Source organism: Aliiruegeria lutimaris (assembly GCF_900099935.1).
Lineage (GTDB): Bacteria > Pseudomonadota > Alphaproteobacteria > Rhodobacterales > Rhodobacteraceae > Tropicimonas > Tropicimonas lutimaris.
In genome coordinates this window covers 1-20,084 of record NZ_FNEK01000085.1, presented here as the reverse complement: position 1 = coordinate 20,084, position 20,084 = coordinate 1, and the positions used below count along the sequence as shown (strand labels likewise).

General features: G+C 61.8%; 16 protein-coding genes and 3 pseudogenes. 3 read left to right on the top strand and 16 right to left on the bottom strand.

Annotated elements, in window-relative coordinates:
• Positions 1-279: 279 nt before the first annotated feature.
• The 7 genes and pseudogenes from BLR85_RS24300 to BLR85_RS24270 form a co-directional block, all read right to left on the bottom strand.
• Positions 280-723 (bottom strand): annotated as a pseudogene (locus BLR85_RS24300) (hypothetical protein).
• Between the two features lie 211 nt (positions 724-934).
• Positions 935-2,359: a gamma-aminobutyraldehyde dehydrogenase gene (locus BLR85_RS24295; protein ID WP_093163557.1), complete on the bottom strand. Its 1,425-nt coding sequence runs from the start codon at positions 2,357-2,359 to the stop codon at positions 935-937.
• A gap of 16 nt (positions 2,360-2,375) precedes the next feature.
• Positions 2,376-3,182: an ABC transporter permease gene (locus BLR85_RS24290; protein WP_093163555.1), complete on the bottom strand. Its 807-nt coding sequence runs from the start codon at positions 3,180-3,182 to the stop codon at positions 2,376-2,378.
• On the bottom strand, positions 3,172-4,113 hold the full coding sequence (locus BLR85_RS24285) for an ABC transporter permease (protein WP_093163552.1): 942 nt from the start codon (positions 4,111-4,113) through the stop codon (positions 3,172-3,174). Before BLR85_RS24285 ends, BLR85_RS24290 begins: the two co-directional genes overlap by 11 nt.
• On the bottom strand, positions 4,113-5,111 hold the full coding sequence (locus BLR85_RS24280) for an ABC transporter ATP-binding protein (RefSeq protein ID WP_093163550.1): 999 nt from the start codon (positions 5,109-5,111) through the stop codon (positions 4,113-4,115). Before BLR85_RS24280 ends, BLR85_RS24285 begins: the two co-directional genes overlap by 1 nt.
• A 70-nt stretch (positions 5,112-5,181) precedes the next feature.
• Positions 5,182-6,342, bottom strand: coding sequence for an ABC transporter substrate-binding protein (locus BLR85_RS24275; RefSeq protein ID WP_093163547.1), 1,161 nt, complete (start codon positions 6,340-6,342; stop codon positions 5,182-5,184).
• A 123-nt stretch (positions 6,343-6,465) separates the two neighbouring features.
• Positions 6,466-7,380, bottom strand: a complete 915-nt coding sequence (locus BLR85_RS24270; RefSeq protein WP_093163544.1) for a LysR family transcriptional regulator — start codon at positions 7,378-7,380, stop codon at positions 6,466-6,468.
• Positions 7,381-7,749: 369 nt separating this feature from the next.
• Between BLR85_RS24270 and BLR85_RS24265 the strand changes: the two are divergent.
• Positions 7,750-8,881, top strand: a pseudogene (locus tag BLR85_RS24265) (IS3 family transposase).
• A gap of 57 nt (positions 8,882-8,938) precedes the next feature.
• Here BLR85_RS24265 and BLR85_RS30025 read toward each other — a convergent pair.
• The 8 genes and pseudogenes from BLR85_RS30025 to hutI all read right to left on the bottom strand — a co-directional run.
• Positions 8,939-9,043 (bottom strand): annotated as a pseudogene (locus tag BLR85_RS30025) (IS6 family transposase); the annotation flags it as partial.
• Between the two features lie 115 nt (positions 9,044-9,158).
• On the bottom strand, positions 9,159-10,709 hold the full coding sequence (locus tag BLR85_RS24260; protein WP_093163541.1) for a TRAP transporter large permease: 1,551 nt from the start codon (positions 10,707-10,709) through the stop codon (positions 9,159-9,161).
• Complete coding sequence (locus BLR85_RS24255) at positions 10,706-11,203, bottom strand: TRAP transporter small permease subunit (RefSeq protein ID WP_093163538.1); 498 nt, start codon at positions 11,201-11,203, stop codon at positions 10,706-10,708. Before BLR85_RS24255 ends, BLR85_RS24260 begins: the two co-directional genes overlap by 4 nt.
• 53 nt (positions 11,204-11,256) lie before the next feature.
• Positions 11,257-12,342 (bottom strand): TRAP transporter substrate-binding protein, encoded by a 1,086-nt coding sequence (locus tag BLR85_RS24250; protein ID WP_093163535.1) that lies wholly within the window; start codon positions 12,340-12,342, stop codon positions 11,257-11,259.
• A 92-nt stretch (positions 12,343-12,434) separates the two neighbouring features.
• Positions 12,435-14,108, bottom strand: coding sequence for a urocanate hydratase (hutU, locus tag BLR85_RS24245; RefSeq protein WP_093163531.1), 1,674 nt, complete (start codon positions 14,106-14,108; stop codon positions 12,435-12,437).
• Positions 14,105-14,902 carry an N-formylglutamate deformylase gene (hutG, locus tag BLR85_RS24240; RefSeq protein WP_093163528.1) on the bottom strand — a complete coding sequence of 266 codons (798 nt, stop codon included), beginning with the start codon at positions 14,900-14,902 and terminating at the stop codon, positions 14,105-14,107. The genes hutU and hutG overlap by 4 nt, the downstream gene beginning before the upstream one ends.
• The gene (gene hutH / locus BLR85_RS24235) at positions 14,899-16,416 is read right to left on the bottom strand and encodes a histidine ammonia-lyase (protein ID WP_093163525.1); all 1,518 of its coding nucleotides are present in this window, start codon (positions 16,414-16,416) and stop codon (positions 14,899-14,901) included. The genes hutG and hutH overlap by 4 nt, the downstream gene beginning before the upstream one ends.
• A complete protein-coding gene (gene hutI / locus BLR85_RS24230) occupies positions 16,416-17,576 on the bottom strand; it encodes an imidazolonepropionase (RefSeq protein WP_244520860.1) in 1,161 nt (386 codons plus the stop codon). Before hutI ends, hutH begins: the two co-directional genes overlap by 1 nt.
• A 114-nt stretch (positions 17,577-17,690) precedes the next feature.
• On the opposite strand from hutI, the gene BLR85_RS24225 reads away from it, so the two are divergent.
• Together BLR85_RS24225 and BLR85_RS24220 are read left to right on the top strand one after the other, a co-directional pair.
• Positions 17,691-19,067, top strand: a complete 1,377-nt coding sequence (locus BLR85_RS24225; protein ID WP_093163519.1) for a formimidoylglutamate deiminase — start codon at positions 17,691-17,693, stop codon at positions 19,065-19,067.
• Entirely contained in the window at positions 19,064-19,765 is a 702-nt protein-coding gene (locus tag BLR85_RS24220; protein WP_093163517.1) for a GntR family transcriptional regulator, read from the top strand. Before BLR85_RS24225 ends, BLR85_RS24220 begins: the two co-directional genes overlap by 4 nt.
• Positions 19,766-19,792: 27 nt before the next feature.
• On the opposite strand, the gene BLR85_RS24215 is transcribed toward BLR85_RS24220, so the two are convergent.
• A partial coding sequence (locus tag BLR85_RS24215) for a transposase (RefSeq protein WP_170844743.1) occupies positions 19,793-20,084 on the bottom strand: 292 nt, incomplete at its 5' end.

The window sequence follows — 20,084 nt, the reverse complement described above, 5'->3', positions numbered from 1 at the left end:
CTGGGCGATGCTGACAAAGAACGAAAATTACAGGGATCCGACGCTGGCTGTTGCGGCATGATGTGCATGTCTAGCCGCTAGCGACGGTGCCAAGGGGGTGTGAGAAGACGACGACCTGAATGGGCAAAACGATCGAACAGATCGGGAGTGGGAAAACCAGGGCCGCTCTTAGTGCAACAAGCACGACGGCGAGATTTGGACCCGATCCGCAGATCACCATACCGGCCTGCGGCGTTTGCAAGTACCGCATCTCAAGGCCTTACAGAAGACCGCACTCGATCACGCGCCGGCAAGGTCGGAAACTTCTTGCATTACGGGCGGCAACCACAGAAGAGCGGCGGCGCGGCTCAGCTTGAAATCGGTGCGGGAATAGAGGTGGCGTTCCTGGCTGAAATGATTTTGAACAGAAGACTGGACCACGGCGAACGTCTGCAGAGTTCGCATTTGCCGGAAGCGGAGCGTTGGCCGCTCCCGTGGCCGGAACAGCAGGTGTGAGTTCTCTGCCGTGTCGTTCAACCCGCGGCCGGTTTCCTGCCGACCCTCGGCCCCAATTTCCCTCAGTCCAGCGCCTCCATATCTCCGAGGCAAACATCGGGCCGACACGCTGCCACCAGCCCGGACAGTTTCATGGCAGATATAGACACTCCGCTCGCGCCAATGGCCCTCGACGTTCCGGAGCGAAAGAGGGAAGCGGACGTAAATCATGACCACCACGAGGATGATCTCGCGGCTCGTCTTGAAGTGTTAGAATAGGTCAGGTTTCGACATCAAGGGACGCTTCCCAGCCCCCTGCCCTGCGACAAGCTAAGTTCCTCTGACACCGCCCGGAAAGCGCTTCGCAAACAGCGGTGGCCTTTTGCGCAAACGACGACCTCCGGCCACGGAAAACAACAAGGCCGGAGGTCAGACGCGATCTTGGCCGATATCGGCCGATCTAGTGCGCGATCATGACGTGGCGCACGGCGGTGTAGTCCTCCAGCGCGAACATCGACATGTCCTTGCCATAGCCCGACTGCTTCAGGCCGCCATGGGGCATTTCGTTGACGAGCATGAAGTGCGTGTTGACCCAGGTGCAGCCGTAGCGGAGCCTCGACGATGCATCTAGCGCCCGACCGATGTCGCTCGTCCAGACCGAGGAGGCCAGGCCGTATTGGCTGTCGTTCGCCCAGCCGATCACGTCATCCTCGTCGCCGAAGGGTGTGACGGAGACAACCGGGCCAAAAACTTCGCGTTGAACGATCTCGTCGGACTGGCGGGCGCCGGCGATGACGGTGGGCTTGTAGTAGAAGCCCGGCCCGTCATGCACAGTGCCGCCGGTGACGACCTCCATGTGGCTCTGGTCGGCGGCGCGCTGCACGAAGCTCGCCACGCGGTCGCGCTGGCGCTTGCTGATAAGTGGCGGGATTTCGTTGAGCATGTCGTCGTCGTTCGCATAGACGATGGACGACACCGCGCCGGAAAGCTCGGCCACGAATTTGTCGTAGATCTTCTTGCCCGCATAGATGCGACAGGCTGCGGTGCAGTCCTGTCCCGCGTTGTAATAACCGAAGGCCTTCAACCCCTCGACCACCCGGTCCAGATCGGCGTCGTCATAGACAATGACCGGGGCCTTGCCGCCCAGTTCCAGATGCGTCCGCTTGACCGAATTGGCGGCGGCCACCAGCACCTTCTTGCCGGTCGCAATGTCGCCGGTGATCGAGATCATGTCGACACCGGGGTGGTTGATCAGCGTGTCGCCGACGCTCGCGCCTTGCCCCACGATCACGTTCACCACGCCTTCGGGAAGGATGTCGGACAAGATCTGTGCCAGCTTCAGTGCCGTCAGCGGCGTCTGTTCGGAGGGCTTGAGCACCACCGTGTTGCCGCCCGCCAGCGCCGGCGCCAGTTTCCATGCCATCATCATCATCGGGTAATTCCACGGCGCGATGGAGGCGACGACGCCCACGGGGTCGCGGCGGATCATCGAGGTGTGGCCCTCCATGTATTCGCCCGCGAGCGGCCCGTGCATGTTGCGTACCGCCCCCGCGAAGTAACGGAAGCAGTCGGACACTGCCGGCACCTCGGCCGTGCGGACCTCCCCGATCGGCTTGCCGCAGTTCAGCGCCTCCAGCTGCGCGAGTTCCTCAAGGTTGGCGTCTACCGCGTCGGCAATCGCCAGCAGCTTTTCCGCACGTTCGGCCGGAGTTGTCCGCGACCAGGCGGCAAAGCCCTTGCGGGCAGCTGCCACCGCGCGGTTGATCTGCTCGGCGTTGGCCTCGGGCATCTTGAGGATGGTCTCGCCCGTGCGCGGGTTGAGCACCAGTTCCTCGATCTCGGTTCCCGCCTCGAAGCTGGAGCCTATCAGCATGTTGGTTTCCATGGTTTTCTCCCTGTTCTCATTTGCCCTGTCCGGCGACGGTGTCCGTGCCGCGGGTCAGGTAATAGGCGCCGAGGATCGGCAGCAGCGTGACCAGCGCCACCATCATGGCGACAACGTTGGTCACGGGGCGTTCACGTGGGCGCACCAACTCCTCCAGCATCCAGATCGGCAGCGTCTGCTGCTGTCCGGCGGTGAAGGTGGTGACGATCACCTCGTCGAAGCTGAGCGCGAAAGCGAGCATCCCGCCCGCGAGAAGTGCGGTGGAGATGTTGGGCAGGATCACGTGGCGGAAGGTCTGGAACCCGTCCGCGCCGAGATCCATCGACGCCTCGATCAGCGAACCGGACGTACGGCGGAACCGCGCCACGGCGTTGTTGTAGACGACCACGACGCAGAAGGTCGCGTGGCCAAGGACGATGGTCCAGAAGCTGAACGGAATGTCCGCCAGGTGGAAGGCCGAGCGCAGCGAAATGCCGGTGACGATGCCCGGCAGGGCAATCGGCAGGATCACCATGAGCGAGATCGCCTCGCGGCCAAAGAATTTCGACCGGCTGACGGCGGCGGCGCAGAGCGTGCCGAGCACCAGGGCGATGGCGGTGGAAATCGCGGCGACGCGCAGCGAGAGCGACAGCGCCTCCCAGACATCCGGACGGTTCCAGGTGACGGCCAGCCACTTGGTCGTCAGGCCGGGGGGCGGCCATTGATAGGATTTGTCCTCGGTGGTGAAGGCATAGATGAAGATCAGCACGATCGGCAGGTGCATGAAGGCGAGCCCCGCGCCGGCGGCGATTTTCAGGCCCAGGGGGGCACGATCAGAGCGCATCGAAGGCCCCCTTTCGTTTTGCGACCCACAGGTAGAAGGCCATGATCACGATCGGCACCACGGCAAAGGCGGCGGCGAGCGGGATGTTTCCGGCCGTGCCCTGGTAGGAATAGACGGCCTGGCCGATGAAGCGGCGCGAGGTGCCGACGATCTGCGGGATGATGTAGTCGCCGAGAGTCAGCGAGAAGGTGAAGATCGAGCCTGCGATCACCCCCGGCAGTGCCAGCGGCAGCAGCACGTGGCGGAAGGTCTGCCGCGGCGAGGCGCCGAGATCGCCCGAGGCTTCGAGCATCGAGGCCGGCACGCGCTCCAGCGAGGCCTGGATCGGCAGCACCATGAAGGGCAGCCAGACATAGAGGAACACGAGGAAGGTGCCCGTGGCGCTGACCGAGAGCGAGTTGCCGCCGATCACCGGGATCGAGAGATAGGCATTCAGCAGCCAGCTCAGGTGCAGCGTCTCGAAGAGCCAGTTGAGGATGCCTTCCTTGGCCAGGATCAGCTTCCACGAGTAGACCTTGACGAGATAGCTCGACCAGAGCGGCAGCATGACCCCGATATAGAACAGGGCCTTCCACTTTCCCTTGGCGTAACGCGCCGCGAAATAGGCGATGGGAAAGGCGATGATCGCGGCGGCAATGGTCACGCAGGCGGACATCACCACCGTCCGCACGATAATGTCAAAATTGGCTGGCGTGAAAAGCTCGCGATAGGTCTTGAGCGTCAGTTCGTACTGGATCAGCCCGGAGAACTCGTCGATCGAGAAGAAGCTCTGTGCCAGAAGGGCAAAGAGCGAGCCGAGATAGACGATCCCGAGCCAGAGCGCGGGCGGGGCCAGCAGCAGGAAGATCACCAGCCGCGGATTGCGCCACAGCACATCCGAGATGCCTCTCAGCCCGCCGGAACGTTCGGTTTCAAGGACGTGCTCGCTCATCAGGCGGCGTCCATCAGGTGCAGGTCCTCGGGGGACCATTTGACATGGACCTGCTCGCCGGATTCGGGGATGCGCGCGCCCTTGGGCAGCAGCGCGACCATCGAGAACCCGTCGAGATCGAGCGAAACGCGGGTCGCGGTGCCGAGGAAGGCGGTGGAATGCACGGTTGCGTGCAGCCCGTCGGCGCCGAGACCGGCATCGATAAGTTCCACGGCTTCGGGGCGGACGCTGGCATGGGCCCATTTCCCGGCGAGCTTTTCGACCACATGCGGCGGCAGCACGTTGGAGGAACCGACGAAATCGGCGACGAAGGGCACTTCCGGGCGGTAATAGACGTCCTCGGGCTTGCCGATCTGCACTATCTTGCCCTCGTTGAACACCGCAACGCGGTCGGCCATCGACAGTGCCTCGCCCTGGTCATGGGTGACGAAGATGAAGGTGATGCCGAGCTTGCGCTGGAGGTCCTTCAGTTCCTCCTGCATCTGCTCGCGCAGCTTGAGGTCGAGTGCGCCGAGCGGCTCGTCGAGCAGCAGGACGCGGGGCTCGTTGATCAGCGCGCGTGCCAGCGCGACGCGCTGCCGCTGGCCGCCGGAAAGCTCGGAGGGCTTGCGGCCACCGAAGCCCGGAAGGGCCACGAGTTCCAGCGCGCCCTCGGCCCGCTTGTGCCGCTCGGCCTTGGGCACCCCGGCGATCATCAGGCCATAGGCGACGTTGTCGAGCACGTTCATGTGCGGGAACAGCGCGTAATCCTGGAACACGGTGTTGACGTGGCGCTTGTAGGGCGGAACGCCGCCGGCATTCTCGCCGAAGATGACGATCTCGCCGGCGGTCGGCTGGTCGAACCCGGCGATCAGGCGCAGGCAGGTGGTCTTGCCGGAACCGGACGGCCCGAGCATGGCAAAGAACTCGCCTTCGGCAATGCTCAGATCGACCTCGTCAACGGCACGCACGGAGCCATAATGGCGCGAAACGCCTTTGAATCTTACTGCAGGTGTCATGTGAATCTCTTGGGAGTGCCCACCGCCCAAAAATGGGCGGTGGGTCGTGAGTGGTGGTACTTGATCGAATTTAACGGCCGCCGATCACGCCGATGTAGTCCGAAACCCAGCGATAGTAGGGCACGCACTCGCCCTGGCTCTCGCATTTGGAAACGGGGGTCTGCCAGAACTTGATTTTCTCGAACTCGTCCATTCCGTTGCTGGTGCAGCCTTCGGCGGTCTGCATGCCGCGACCGTCGGTGCAGGCGGCGGGCACGGCCGGGTTGGCGCCGAACCAGACCGACAGGTCGGACTGGAGGTTCGAGGACAGGGTGTGCTCCATCCACATGTAGGAGCAGTTCGGGTTCTCCGCCTCGGCGTGCATCATGGTGGTGTCGGCCCAGCCGGTGGCGCCTTCTTCCGGGATCACCGAGGCGACCTTGACGCCATCGGCCTGCAGCAGATTCACCTGGAAGGGCCAGGAGCCGGAAGCGACCATGCCTTCGTTCTTGAAATCGTCGATCTGGATGAAGGCGTCGTGCCAGTAGCGCGAGACCAGTTCGCGCTGGCCGCGCAGCAGGTCGAGCGCGGCGGCATACTGGTCGGCGTTCAGCTCGTAGGGCGAGGTGATGCCAAGCTCGGGCTTGTGGTGCATCAGGTAGTTGGCGGCGTCCGCGATGTGGATCGGGCCGTCATAGGCCTGCACGCGCCCCTTGTTGCTCTGGCCGTCCGCCAGCGTGGTTTCCTCGAACACCACCGACCAGCTTGTCGGCGGCTCGGCGAAGGCCTCGGTGGAATACATCAGCACGTTCGGGCCCCACATGTAGGGCGTGCCGTAATGGGTGCCGTCCACGTAATGCCAGGGCGCTTCCTTCAGGCGGTCGTCGACCGTGTTCCAGCTCGGGATCAGGTCGATATTGACCGGCTGCACCCGCTTGCCGGCGATCATCCTCAGCGAAGCGTCGCCCGAAGCGGTGACGAGGTCGAAGCCGCCTTCGTTCATCAACGCAACCATCTCGTCGGAGGTGTTGGCGGTCTTGACGTTGACCTTGCAGCTGGTGGCCTCTTCGAACTTGGTGACCCAGTCGAACGCGGCGTCGGTCTCGCCGCGCTCGATGTAGCCCGGCCAGGCCACGATGTTCACCTGGCCTTCGCCAGCTCCGATTTCTGTCAGCATGTCGGCGGCCATCGCCTGAGTGGCGAGAAGGCTTGCCGTGGCAAGTAGAATTGCTTTTTGGGGTGAGGCGCGCATTTCCGTTCTCCTGTTGGGTAAGTCCGAACCCTTTTGGGCTTCTGAATTGCCACAAAGGATGCGCGCCGTGATCCGCGTTCGCAAATTCAAAATTCAGATGATCAATATCGGAAATTCCGATATCTACTTCTGTCGGTCTCTCACAGATCGATGTTCTTGCGCAATCGTGATGAAATCACGCGCAGCCTTGGAAAGTGGAGAGCCCTTTCTCCAAGCCATGCCAACCTGAACCACGGGTAGAGAACCAGAGACATCCCGCGATACGATCCGGTCTCCCTCAAGCGACCATGGACGGTATACGAGGTCCGGCAGAAGCGCGATTCCAGCGCCGGTTGCGGCCAGGCTGCGAACTGCCTCGACCGACTTGGTGCGAAACGCGATCTTCGGCCGCGTACCGAGCGCCGAGAGCAGTTTGACCGCCGCTTCGCCCATCTCGTCGATGTCCAGCATGATCAACTGTTCGCCGGTCAGATCGTCGAGCGTGATTGAATCCTGGGCCACCAACCGATGCCCGATCGGCAGCCAGAGGCGATAGGGCGAAACCTCGAGAATTTCCACCTGCAGTGCCATCCGGTCGTTCAGGTTAGAGGTGACCATGACGGCAACGTCCAGTTCGCCGCCAACCAGCAGATGTTCGAGATATTCGCCATTGTCCTCGATCGCCGAGACCTCCACGAGCGGATTGGCTCGCCGGTATCGCGCCAGCAAGTCCGACATGACATATCCAGCCATCAGCGACGTCACACCAAGTTGAAGCGTCCCGGTAATCTCCTCTCCTTCGAGTTCCAGAGCCCTGCGCGCGCCCGAGACTTCGGAAAGGATCGACGTTGCGTGGCGGAGAAACTGGTGCCCTTTATGAGTAATTCGGAGGCCCCTCGGGTGCCTGTCAAACAACTTGACCCCGAGGTCGTCCTCGAGAAATCGAACGGCCTCGGTCACCGACGATTGAGAAATCGACAGCGCTTGCGCCGCGTGGCTGATAGTGCCGTGCTCCGCAACTGCAACAAAGTACTGAACTTGACGAAGCGTGAAAGCCACCGACCCTCTTCCTACCCATAAATCTCGGCGACAACCTTAGGCAAATTTCGTCTCGGGGGCCACAACACTGAAAGCTATTTCCGAGCCGTGCTCCATCCCCCTTCTTGGTCCAAACCATGGCCCAGTTTTGGGTTTTCGATGGCATTGATGATATAACCTTCCCCGACGGCGTCTGATGTACCACGGTGGGTTTGTCACAATCCAAATTGGAGGCGGTTATGCCAGAGATTGCGACCTTCGGACTTGATATTGCGAAGAATGTTTTCCAGGTGCATGGCGCTGATGCGCAGGACCATGCTGCAGAGAGGTGGTCGCGGGGGTTCGGACCAGTTGCTATGGTGGATCGCCTGGCGAGAGACACGATCCAAGATGACGAAGAGAAAGAACCATTCGCCCGAGTTCAAAGCCAAGTTTCCTCTTGAGGCGATCCGGGAAGAGATGACGCTGGCGGATTTGTCGAAGAAGTACGGCGTGCATGCGCCCCAGATCAGCACGTTGAAACGAGCGGCAACCCAGAACATGGCGACAGCGTTTACGCGACGAGGGTCCGATCCTGGTCCAGCCAATACGGTCGAGATCGAGAAGTTGCGTTCCAAGTTCGGGCAACTGGTGGTGGAGCGGGATTTTGGGCTGATGCCTCGGTTCAACTGCTCGGGAAGCAAGGCAAAAAATGGTGGGCAAGGATCATAAGCTGAGCGTTTGGCCTCAGTGCACCCTGCTGACGCTGACGCGGTCCAACCTGTACTACCAGCCGACGGGCGAGAGCACAGAGAACCTTAGCTTCATGGCAAACATTGATAGGCAGTTCCTGGAAACGCCGTGGTACGGGTCTCGGCAAATGGCTCGGTATATGCGGCGGCAGGGCCACAAGTGCGACCGCCATCGGGCGCGGCGGTTGATGCGCCTCATGCGGATGGTCCCAATCTAACAAGAGCCCAACACCAGCAAAAAGCATCCGCAGCACAAGATCTGACCATACCTGCTGAGGGGCATGATGATCGACCGACCAAACCAGGTCTGGTGTGGAGACATCACCTACATCCCGATGCATCGGGACTTTCTTTACCTGGTGGCGATCATGGACTGGTACAGCCGAAAGGTGCTGGCGTGGCGGCTGTCGAACACGCTGGAGGCAGACTTCTGCGACGATGCCTTGAAGGAAGCGCTGGCCACGCACGGCAAGTCGCAAATCTTCAACACCGACCAGAGCGGCCTGTTCACCAGCGCGGGCTAGATTGACGTCCTCAGCGAGGCTGCGGTCGAGATCAGCATGGATGGCAAGGGCCGCTGGATCGACAACCGCATGATCGAACGCCTGTGGCGATCCCTCAAGTACGAGTGCGTCTATCTGCATGCCTTTGAGACCGGTTCAGAGGCGATGGCCGGCATCCGCACTTGGCTGGACTACCACAACGATGAGCGACCGCATTCGACCCATGGTATCTTGACCCCTGACGAGGTGCATGCCAGCAAAACTGAACCCATGAGAATGGCAGCCTGATGTGAAACCCTGATCCTTCTTAAACAGGCTGAAAACTGGCCGAGAAACCCGGACCACCTCTGCTTTTCGCGGCGACAGCGGGAAACGGACGCATATCATGACCGCCAGGCGGATGGTCTCGCGGCTCGTCTTGAAGAATTTGAACGGGTCGCGTTTCGTCATCCGGAGAAGCCACTCAGCCCCCTGCCCCGCCGCAAGCCAGGCTCCCCTGACAGCGCCTCCATGCCCGATAGTAAAAGCGTTCGGCGTGAAATCAGGTTGCCTTGAAAAGAACGCTTCAAAACATGATGGACGGAAGCCACGTAGCCAAGGATGGGATGAACCAAACAAAGGCCACGCCGAGTGCTTGCAGACCGATGAAGGGGATTACACCGCGGTAGATATGGCCGGTTGTCACTTCGTCAGGCGCCGATCCACGCAAGTAGAATAGCGAAAAGCCAAAGGGTGGAGTCAGGAACGAAGTCTGCAGGTTGATTGCCAGTATTATGCCGAGCCAGATCGGGTCGTGACCAAGCAGGATAAGCGTTGGCGTCACGAGCGGAAGAACGATCACCGAGATCTCGACAAAATCGAGGAAGAAGCCCAGCAGGAAAACAATCAGCATGGTGACGAGAAGAGCGCCGGTCGCTCCACCCGGCAGGTTCGCCAACCAATGGGCGATCCGCTCCTCTCCGCCAAGCCCGATGAAGACAAGCGAGAACATGCCCGCCGCAAGAATGGTCGCAAAGATCATCGCCGTCATCGTCATGGTGGAGGTCAGGGCATCCTGCACCATGCGCTCTCGTAGAACATTGGTCAGTGCGGCGAGAACGCCTGCGGCTCCCAGTATGGCGATCAGGACATAGGACATTCCCGCCATTTGCGCCGCGAGCCCAAGATCACTGCGTTGCAGGCGAACGGGGAAGATGCCGGCGGCAATTGCCAGAACGATCAGCGCACCGGCGCCGATGAGAATGAGCCTGCGATACCGGCCGACACGCGCGCCAGACATGAGCAGTGCCCCGACGGCGCCAACCGCAGCAGCCTCGGTCGGGGTCGCGAGTCCCCACAGGATCGAACCCAATACTGCACAGATGAGGAGAATCGGAGGAACGATTGCGCTCAAGACCTCGGACCGGGTCGGCCGCGGGACATCGGCCGGGGCCGGCGGCATGTCCATCGGGCGCAGCGCCCCACGAATGAGGATGTAGATCAGGTACAGCGACACGAGCACCAGACCAGGAATTAGCGCCGCGGCGAAGAACTGGCCTACGGAGAGCGCTTCGACGGAGAACTTTCCCTGTTCGTACTGCGCTTGCTGGTAGGCATTCGACATGACATCCGCGAGGATGATCAGCAAAGTCGAAGGCGGAATTATCTGTCCGAGCGTTCCCGCGGTGCAGACAATCCCGGACGCCACGCGCGGATCGTAACCGGAGCGAAGCATTGTGGGCAATGCGATGAGCCCCATAGCAACGACTGTCGCGCCGACAATGCCGGTCGAGGCAGCCAAGAGCGCGCCCACCAGCACCACGGAGATTCCGAGGCCGCCGCGAAGCTGACCGAAGGCGCGCCCCATCGTGTCGAGCAACTCCTCGGCTATACGGCTTTTCTCGAGAAGCGCCCCCATCAGGACAAAGAGCGGAATGGCGATCAGCACCTGGTTGGAAAGCAACCCGAAGGCGCGCTGCCCGAAGGCGCCAAGGAGCGATATGTCCATGACGCCAACGACCCATCCGAAATAGGCAAATAAGACAGCGACGCCCGCGATGCTGAAGGCGACGGGAAAGCCGGACAGGACTGAGGCGATCAGCGCAACGAACATCAACAGATCTAGATTGTTGGTCATTCTTCGCCCTCGCCGGCGAAAAGCCGCAAAAGGATTGCCAAGGATTGCAGCGCCACGAGTGCGCAAAAGGCGGGGATAAGGGATTTCAGGAGAAAAACGGCCTCAATGCCGCCGACCGATATAGGCCCTTCGAGGATCTTCCAGGAATTGCGAACCGATGGCCAGGACCACCATGCGAGCACTGCCACTGACGGCAGAAGCAGGAAAAGGTGCCCGGCAATATCGATCCGGCGGCGAGTGGTGGGGGACGCCTTGGCATAGAAGATGTCGACCCGGACGTGCTTGTCCACCTGTAGCGTGTAGCCTGCGGCAAGCATGAAAAGAGCGGCGTGCAGGTAGAGCACGCTCTCCTGCACCCAAATGGAGTTGACGCCGAAAACGTAACGCCCGATCACAATCCCGAACTGGATCAGCACCATGAAAATCGCGAACCAGCGCAGGACGCTGGCAAGGCGGCGGTTGATCGCGTCGAGCATGTCGGCAGTTTTCAGCATCGCGTCCCTCGTTTTTGGTTCGGCGCGCCGGAGATCGACGCGCCGAACGCAGCTCAGTAACCCAGCACCTTGGCGCGGGCGTTCATCTGTCCGTTATCCGCATAGGATTTGTACGCACCAACGTTGTCGCGATAAGCAAGGAAGCTTTCGGTGATGCGTTGCACCAGCTCGTCGTCGTTCTCGCGCAACTCTGCGATGACTTCAGCGGCGGCTTGGCCCATCGCGGCGATCACATCTTCCGGGAACTCCCTGATCTGAACCCCGTCCTCTTCGACCAGTTTCTTGAGCGAAATAGCGTGCTTGGTCACGTATTCGGTCCAGACAGGGTTGTAGAGGCTTTCGCAGGCCATCGCGACGGCGTTCTTCAGATCGTCAGGCAGGCTGCCAAACACCTCGGCATTAACACCGCACTCTTCAGCCGAAGAAGGCTCGCCGACACCCGGCCAGTAGTAGTTCTTTGCGATCTGCTGGTAGCCCAACGCGCTGTCGGTCCAGGGACCAATGAACTCGCCGGCGTCGAGCGCGCCGGTCTGAAGGGCCTGGAACATGGCCGGGCCGGACATCGCTTCGGCCGCCATGCCAAGCTTGGAGCACATTTCCGAGGCGAGACCGGTGGTGCGGAACTTCAGACCCTTGAGGTCTTCGGCAGAGTTGATCTCGTTGCGGAACCAACCGCCCCATTGCGGACCGGAATTTCCGCAAAGGAAGGGTTTGACGCCAAAGCGGCCATACATCTCGTCGTAAAGCGCCTGGCCGCCACCGTGGGCCATCCATCCGAACTGCTCGTCGGCCAACAGGCCGAAGGGCTGCGAGCCGAACAGCAGGATACCCTTGGACTTCGAGCCCCAATAGGCTGGCACCGCGTGGTAGAGTTCCGCCGTGCCTTCACTCACCGCGTCGAAAACGCCCGGGCCCGGGACAAGCTCGCCAGCTGCGTACAGCTTGACCTCGATGCGCCCGCCCGAGAGCGTGGTGATCCGGTCGGCCAACATCTGGGCCGCAACGCCGGGTCCAGGCAGGTTCTTGGGCCAGGCAGTAACCATCTTCCACTGCATCGTTCCTTGCGCGAGCGCCGGGCTCGCCAGTGGTACGGCGGCTGCGCCAACGGCGCCGACCTTGAGGAATTTACGTCTGTCCATCTTCGTCACTCCTTGTTGGTAGGTTGGTCTAGAGGTGGTTTCGGGCCTTGCCCCCGAGCCGTCTTCCGCGGCTTCGTGGGATTATGCATCGCTCAGTTTCCCAGGATCCCCGGCAGGCGCAGTCCATGTTCGCGTGCGCACTCGATAGCTGTCTCGTAGCCTGCATCCGCGTGACGCCAAACGCCCGACGCCGGGTCGTTCCAAAGGACACGTTCCAATCGGCGTGCCGCCTCGGGTGTGCCATCGGCCACGATCACAACGCCTGCGTGCTGGGAAAAGCCCATCCCGACGCCACCGCCGTGGTGCAGCGAAACCCAGGTCGCGCCACTTGCCGTGGTCACGAGGGCGTTGAGAAGCGGCCAGTCGCTGACTGCGTCGGAGCCGTCCTTCATCGCTTCGGTTTCGCGGTTGGGGGAAGCAACCGAGCCGCTGTCGAGATGGTCGCGCCCGATCACGATCGGCGCTTTCAACTCGCCTGAGGCAACCATCTCGTTGAACTTGAGCCCCGCCCGATGGCGGTCGCCGAGGCCGATCCAGCAGATACGTGCGGGAAGCCCCTGGAAGGCGATCCGATCCTGCGCCATGTCGAGCCAGTTGTGGAGATGCGCATTGTCCGGAAAGAGTTCCTTCATCGCCTCGTCGGTCCTGCGGATATCCTCCGGATCGCCTGACAGCGCGACCCACCGGAACGGCCCGACGCCGCGACAGAAAAGCGGGCGGATATAGGCAGGCACGAAACCGGGAAAGGCGAAGGCGTTTTCCAACCCTTCTTCGAACGCCATCTGGCGAATGTTGTTGCCGTAGTCGACCGTCGGCACGCCCGCCTCGTGGAAACCCACCATCGCCTCGACATGCACCTTCATCGAGGCACGGGCTGCCTTCTCAACCGCTTTCGGATCGGTCTCGATGCGCGACCTCCACTCCGCCATGGTCCAACCTTGCGGCAAATAACCATTCAGAGGATCGTGGGCCGAGGTCTGGTCCGTCACGATGTCCGGTCGCACGCCGCGCATCAGGATTTCCGGAACAATGTCCGCAGTGTTTCCAAGCAGGCCCACGGATTTCGCCTCACCCGCCTTGGTCCAGCGGTCGATCATCTCCAGGGCCTCGTCGAGGCTCTCGGTCTTCTCGTCGAGGTATCGTGTGCGCAGGCGGAAATCGATGCTGTCGGGATTGCACTCGACTGCAAGGCAACTGGCACCGGCCATCACCGCCGCCAGCGGCTGGGCGCCGCCCATCCCGCCGAGCCCACCGGTCAGGATCCACTTGCCCGTGAGATCACCGCCATAGTGCTGGCGCCCGGCTTCGGCAAACGTCTCGTAGGTTCCCTGAACGATGCCCTGGCTGCCGATATAGATCCATGAGCCTGCGGTCATCTGGCCGTACATCATCAGGCCCTTGCGATCGAGCTCGTTGAAATGCTCCCAGTTCGCCCAGTGCGGGACGATGTTGGAATTGGCGATGAGAACGCGCGGCGCATCGGTGTGTGTCCGGACGATCGCCACCGGCTTGCCCGATTGCACCACTAGCGTTTCATCGGGCTCGAGATCCTTCAGCGACGCGACGATGCGGTCGAAATCGGCCCAGGTCCGGGCGGCGCGCCCGATCCCGCCATAGACCACCAACTCGTGCGGGTTTTCCGCGACGTCCGGGTGCAGGTTGTTCATGAGCATCCGCATCGCTGCTTCCGTCAGCCAGCTCTTGGCAGTGATTTCAGTTCCGGTGTCCGGGTAGATGTCGCGCAGGTTGTGGCGTGGATTGTTCACGGTTTTATCTCCATCGCAGTGTCGACAAGGGCGTTCAAAATATTCTTCAGGTGGCTCCGGAGGAGGGCCGCTTTCGCGTCTTCGCAACGCCAGGGTGGCGTTTCCTCATCCAGGTAGGCGCTTTGCGCGATCTCCATCTGGATCGCGTGCTGGTCTTCCGTTGGCCGGCCATAATGGCGAGTAGTCCAGCCGCCCTTGAACCGCCCGTTCAGAACAGCGCGATATGGCGACGCGTCGGCATTCTCCCAGGCGGCAGCTTGAATTTCCGGAGCGCAGCTAAGGCCGTCATTCGTTCCGATGTTCAGATCGGGCAACGTACCTTCGAACAGAAAGGGGATTTCCGACCGGATCGAGTGGCAGTCGTAAAGGATCGCGAAGCCATGTTTTGAACGTACGCGCTCGAGTTCACGGGTAAGCGCCTCGTGATACGGCGCGTGGTATGCGGCTGTCCTGCGGGCAATTTCCTCCGCGTCAGGCTCCTCGCCCTCGCGCCAAATCGGCTTGCCATCGAAATCTGTGAGCGGACAAAGTGTGGTGGTGTTTTGCCCCGGATAGAGGCTCACGCCACCCGGATCCCGGTTCGCGTCGATGACGTAGCGGTGGATCGTGGTGCGGACGGTGGTCGCTCCGTCGACGAGGCCGGCATAGAGCTCGTGGATGTGCCAATCGGTGTCGGCAAGGGCGCGGCCGGTTTCGTTGAGCCGGTCCCAGATCTCCTCGGGCACATCCGTTCCTGTGTGCGGCAGGCCAAGGACAAGCGGCGTGTCGCCGCGGGAAATTTCCACAAAACTCATGGTGTCAGTTCCAGTGTCGCGGCCGATGCCAGCGCGTCGTCGCGCACGAGGCGGGCGGCGGTTTCGATGTCGGGGGCGAGGTAGCGGTCCTCGTTCAACGCGCGAATCTCGGCGCGGATCGCGGAGAGAACAGATTGCAGACCCGGCGAGGTTTGAAGCGGCCCGCGGCTCTCGATACCCTGCGCGGCGCAGAGCGCCTCAACCGCAAGGATGACCGAAAGGTTGGCGTTCATGCGCGCCAATCTCCGGGCACCGTGCGCTGCCATGCTGACATGGTCTTCCTGGTTGGCCGAGGTTGGCGTGGAGTCCGTCGAGCATGGGTTGGCGAGGTGCTTGTTCTCGCTCATCAGCGCCGCGGTGGTGACCTCGGCGATCATGAAGCCCGAGTTCAACCCCGGCGCAGGGGTGAGGAACGGCGGCAGGTCGAAACTGAGTGCCGGATCGACCATGAGCGCTACACGCCGTTGCGCGATGGCCCCGATCTCCGACAGTGCGAGCGCAATCTGGTCAGCCGCGAAGGCGACAGGCTCGGCATGAAAATTCCCGCCGGAGAGGATCCCCTCGCTGGTAACCAGTGGGTTGTCCGTGACCGCGTTGGCCTCGATTTCCAGCGTCCGCCCGGCAAATCGCAGCAGGTCCAACGCTGCCCCCACGACCTGGGGCTGGCAGCGTATGCAGTACGGGTCCTGCACTCGGGTGTCGCTGTCGAGATGGCTTGCCCGGATCTCGCTGCCCTCCATCAGCGCACGCATCGCTGCAGCAACCTCGATCTGGCCAGGTTGGCCACGCAAGGCGTGGATCTCGGGCTGCAGGGGTTGGGTCGAGCCCATGATTGCGTCGGTCGACATTGCGGCCGTGACAACCGATGCGCGCAGAAGCCTGCCGGCATCGAAGAAGGCTGCAAGCGCGCAGGCGGTGGAGAACTGCGTGCCGTTGATCAGCGCAAGCCCTTCCTTGGGGCCGAGAACCACGGGCATAAGGCCGGCCTGAGCCAGCGCCTCCCCTCCGGACATACGAATGCCGCCAAGCGTGGCTTCGCCCTCGCCGATCATCACAGCTGCAAGGTGGGCCAGCGGTGCGAGATCGCCGGAGGCGCCGACCGATCCCTGAGAAGGAATGACCGGGGTGACGCCAGTGGCTAGCATCGCCTCGATCACTTCGCAGATCTCCCACCGCACCCCCGAGGCGCCGCGGCCGAGCGAGAGGAGCTTCAGCGCCATCATTAGCCGGGTCGTCGGCGCATCGAGCGGCTCGCCGACCCCGCAACAATGGCTCAGGATCAGGTTGCGTTGCAGTGTTTCGGTATCCTCGGCATCGATCCGCACCGAGGCGAGCTTTCCGAAACCGGTGTTTACGCCATAAACAGGCCGATCACCGCGCGCGGCCAGACGAACCTGCTCCGCTGCTGCATCCACGGCCCCACGAACGGTCGGATCGAGTTTCCCGTCCTGGTCTCCCCTCCAGATTGCTTCAAGCGTGGAGAGGTCCGTCGTACCGGGGGTTAGTACGGCCATTACCAGACTCCTCCGAATATCCTGCGGTAGAGCGGGTTCACTCCGATGCGGTAGGAAAGCTCCGCAGGATCTTCGACATTCCAGATTGCAAGGTCAGCCCGCAGGCCGGAGGCAATTGCGCCGCAATCGTCCAACCCGAGCGCGCGCGCAGCGTTTCGAGTGGTTCCAGTCAGCGCTTCCGCCGGCGTCAGACCGAAGAGCGTGCAGGCCATGTTCATCGCCAGCAACAGAGAGCCCATGGGCGAGGAACCGGGGTTCCAGTCCGTACCAACCGCCATAGGCACGCCGTGAGCGCGGAACGAGGCGACGGGCGGTCTTTGCGTTTCGTGCAACGTGTAGAAGGCGCCGGGCAGGAGCACGGCAACACTGCCGGCGTCGGCCACAGCCTGGGCGTCGTCGTTCGTCGCGTATTCGACATGATCGACCGAGAGCGCCCCCCGTTCGGCGGCAAGGCGTGTGCCGCCCAAGTTGCTCAACTGCTCTGCGTGCAATTTCACTGGCAGACCAAGCGATTGCGCCTTGTCGAAGACACGTGAGATCTGGGCCGTGTCGAAGGCGATCCCTTCGCAGAAGCCATCGACTGCGTCGACCAGCCCCTCTTCGAACGCGGCCTCCAGTGCCGGCAAGCAGACCTCGTCAATATAGGCATCCGCCTCCATCTCCGGCGGCACGGCGTGCGCGCCAAGGAAGGATGTCACCACACGTACCGCCCGCAGCTGCTCGATGGCGCGAGCGACACGAAGCATCTTGAGCTCGGTTTCGACATCTAGTCCGTAGCCCGATTTGACCTCGATGACGCATACGCCCTCGGAAATCAAAGCGTCAGCCCGGGTCAACGCTTGGGAAAGAAGAACCTTTTCATTGCTTTCGCGTGTCGCTTTGACCGTCGAGACAATGCCGCCCCCCGCGCGAGCGACATCCTCGTAACTCGCGCCTTCGAGCCGCATCTCGAACTCCCGTGCCCGGTTTCCACCGTGCACGATGTGGGTATGACAGTCGATCAGCGCCGGGGTCACGAGCCGCCCCTCAACCGTATGGCGTGGCGCATCGGCGTATTGCTCGGCCAGGTCGGACATGTCGCCGACCCACTCGATTTGATCGCCCTTGATCGCGACAGCGGCATTCCGAAGGAGGCCATAGCCGCCGTCGGACCCGTCCATCCTTGCCACAGAGGCATCGGTAATGATCTTGATCCCCGACATCCGAGTCCCTTGATAAACAGAGCACATAAAAATATTATGTGCCTACTTAATTTTGTCAACGGAGGCGTTGTCGTGAAGGAAATCCACGCAAGTCAGGCTCTTACAACGAGCGGCTGGGTGAACGATCTTTCCGTCTCAATCGGTGAAGATGGCCGAATCGCTCACGTATCGCCGGCAGGGAGCGCGGCAAAGGTCGCCGCTGAACGAGTCGATCTCCTGCTGCCCGCGCCGGTCAATCTGCACAGCCACGCCTTTCAGCGTGCGATGGCCGGCCTTACGGAGACACGGGGGCCCGACCCGCGCGATAGTTTCTGGACCTGGCGCCGCCTGATGTACCGCTTTCTTGACCGTCTGACGCCCGACCATGTCGAGGCCATTGCCGCGCTCGCATTCATGGAGATGCTCGAAGCAGGTTATGGGGCGGTGACCGAGTTCCATTATCTCCACCACGATGTCGGCGGCAGGCCCTATGCCAATCTCGCCGAGATGGCGGAACGCATCCGGGCGGCAGCAGAGGCCACCGGAATCGGGCTGACGCTTCTGCCTGTCCTTTACACCTACGGGGGCTGCGACAGGCGGCCACTCGAAGGCGGGCAAAAGCGGTTCGGTTGCAACACCGATCTCTATGCGGATCTCTTCGCGGACAGCGCCGCGTCCATTGCAAAAGGTCGAGGTGATTTCGGTATTGGTATCGCCCCCCATTCCCTGCGCGCGGTGTCGCCGGAAGCGCTTGCCTCGGTGCAGACGCTGGGATCTGATGGACCGATCCACATGCATCTCGCCGAACAAGTCGCCGAGGTCGAGGAACTGGAAACCCATATCGGAGCGCGCCCGGTGGACTGGCTGCTTGCCAACACGGCCGTTGACGATCGGTGGTGCCTGATCCATTGCACGCAAATGACCCGCAACGAAACCAACGCGCTGGCGGCGACGGGTGCCGTGGCCGGGCTCTGCCCGATCACCGAGTCGAGCCTTGGGGACGGCATCTTCAACGGACCGACTTTTCGAGACGCTGGCGGTAAATTCGGTGTCGGATCGGACTCGAACATCCATATTTCGCTCTGGGAGGAGTTGGCAACGCTGGAGTATTCCCAACGCCTCCGTGACCGCAGCCGCGCGGTGATGGCGGAACCCGAAAGATCGACGGGGCGGGTGCTCTACGATGCGATAGCACAGGCAGGTGCACAGGCCGCGGGACGCTCTTCGGGACAAATTGCCGAAGGCCAGATCGCCGACCTGATCGCGATTTCCACCGACAACGAATGGCTCTGCAATCGACGTGGCGACACGCTGCTGGACAGCCTGATCTTTACCGGGCGCGGACGCAACTGCGTTACCGATGTCTGGAGCGCCGGACGGCACATGGTGAATGACGGGCGTCACACGTCACGCGATGCCATCGTGAGCGCCTATGCTTCGGTCGTAAAAGAACTGGGACAGGACATATGACAACCGCGATGCGTCTTTCGTGGAAGGATGTGCGCGACCAGATCCATGAGGCGATCTTGACCGGACGCTACATGCCGGGCGACCGCCTTCCGCGTGACGCCGACATTGCCGAGGATCTGAACTGCGCTCGCTCCACCGTGCAGCGGGCGATGCAGGACCTTTCGGACAGCGGACTCGTCGAACGACGCCGCAAAGGCGGCACTCGGGTCCGTCCAGACCCGGTTACACGCGCGACACTCGATATCCCGGTAACGCGACGGGAGGTCGAACAGAAAGGAAGCCGGTACGGCTACCAAATGATCCGCAGGGAAATAAAGACAGCTCCCAGCCGGGTGTTGGGCGTCTTTGAACTCGCCGAGCCGCAGAAAATGTTGCAGGTCGAGGCGTTGCACCTCTCAGACGGCCGGCCCTATATCCTTGAGGACCGCTGGATCTGCCTTCGGACGGTGCCCGAGATCCTTGACGTCGACCTCGCACATCAGAGTGCCAACGAGTGGCTCGTCCTGAACAAGCCTTACAGCCGGTGTGACCTGCGCTTTTACGCCGAGTCCGCGGACGACCAGACTGCCGATCTGCTTGGCTGCGGAACAGAGTCTGCATTACTCGTCATCGAGCGAACGACCTGGGTCGAGGAAGCGCCAATCACCACGGTCAAAGCCATTACTGCGCCTGGATACCAATTGCTAACACGGAGCTGAACATTGTCAGATTAAAGCGGTTCCAGTTCACGTTGAAGCGTAACCGGCGGCTTGGAAATAGTTCCAGCACTCTTGCGGGCTGAAGAGATCGCAGACCTCGCCGATTGCGTTGAATAGCCCGGAGAAGGTCCTCGCACCGATCCTGCGTAGATGCGCCTTCAGTTTGGAAAACGCCTGTTCGATGGGATTCAGGTCGGGGCTGTACGGCGGCAGGTAGAGAAACCAGCAACCGTGCGCCCTGAGCGCAGCTTCTGCATCTTTGTTGCGATGGGTGGCCAGGGTGTCGAGGACTACAACTGTGCCCGGGTCCAACTCCGGG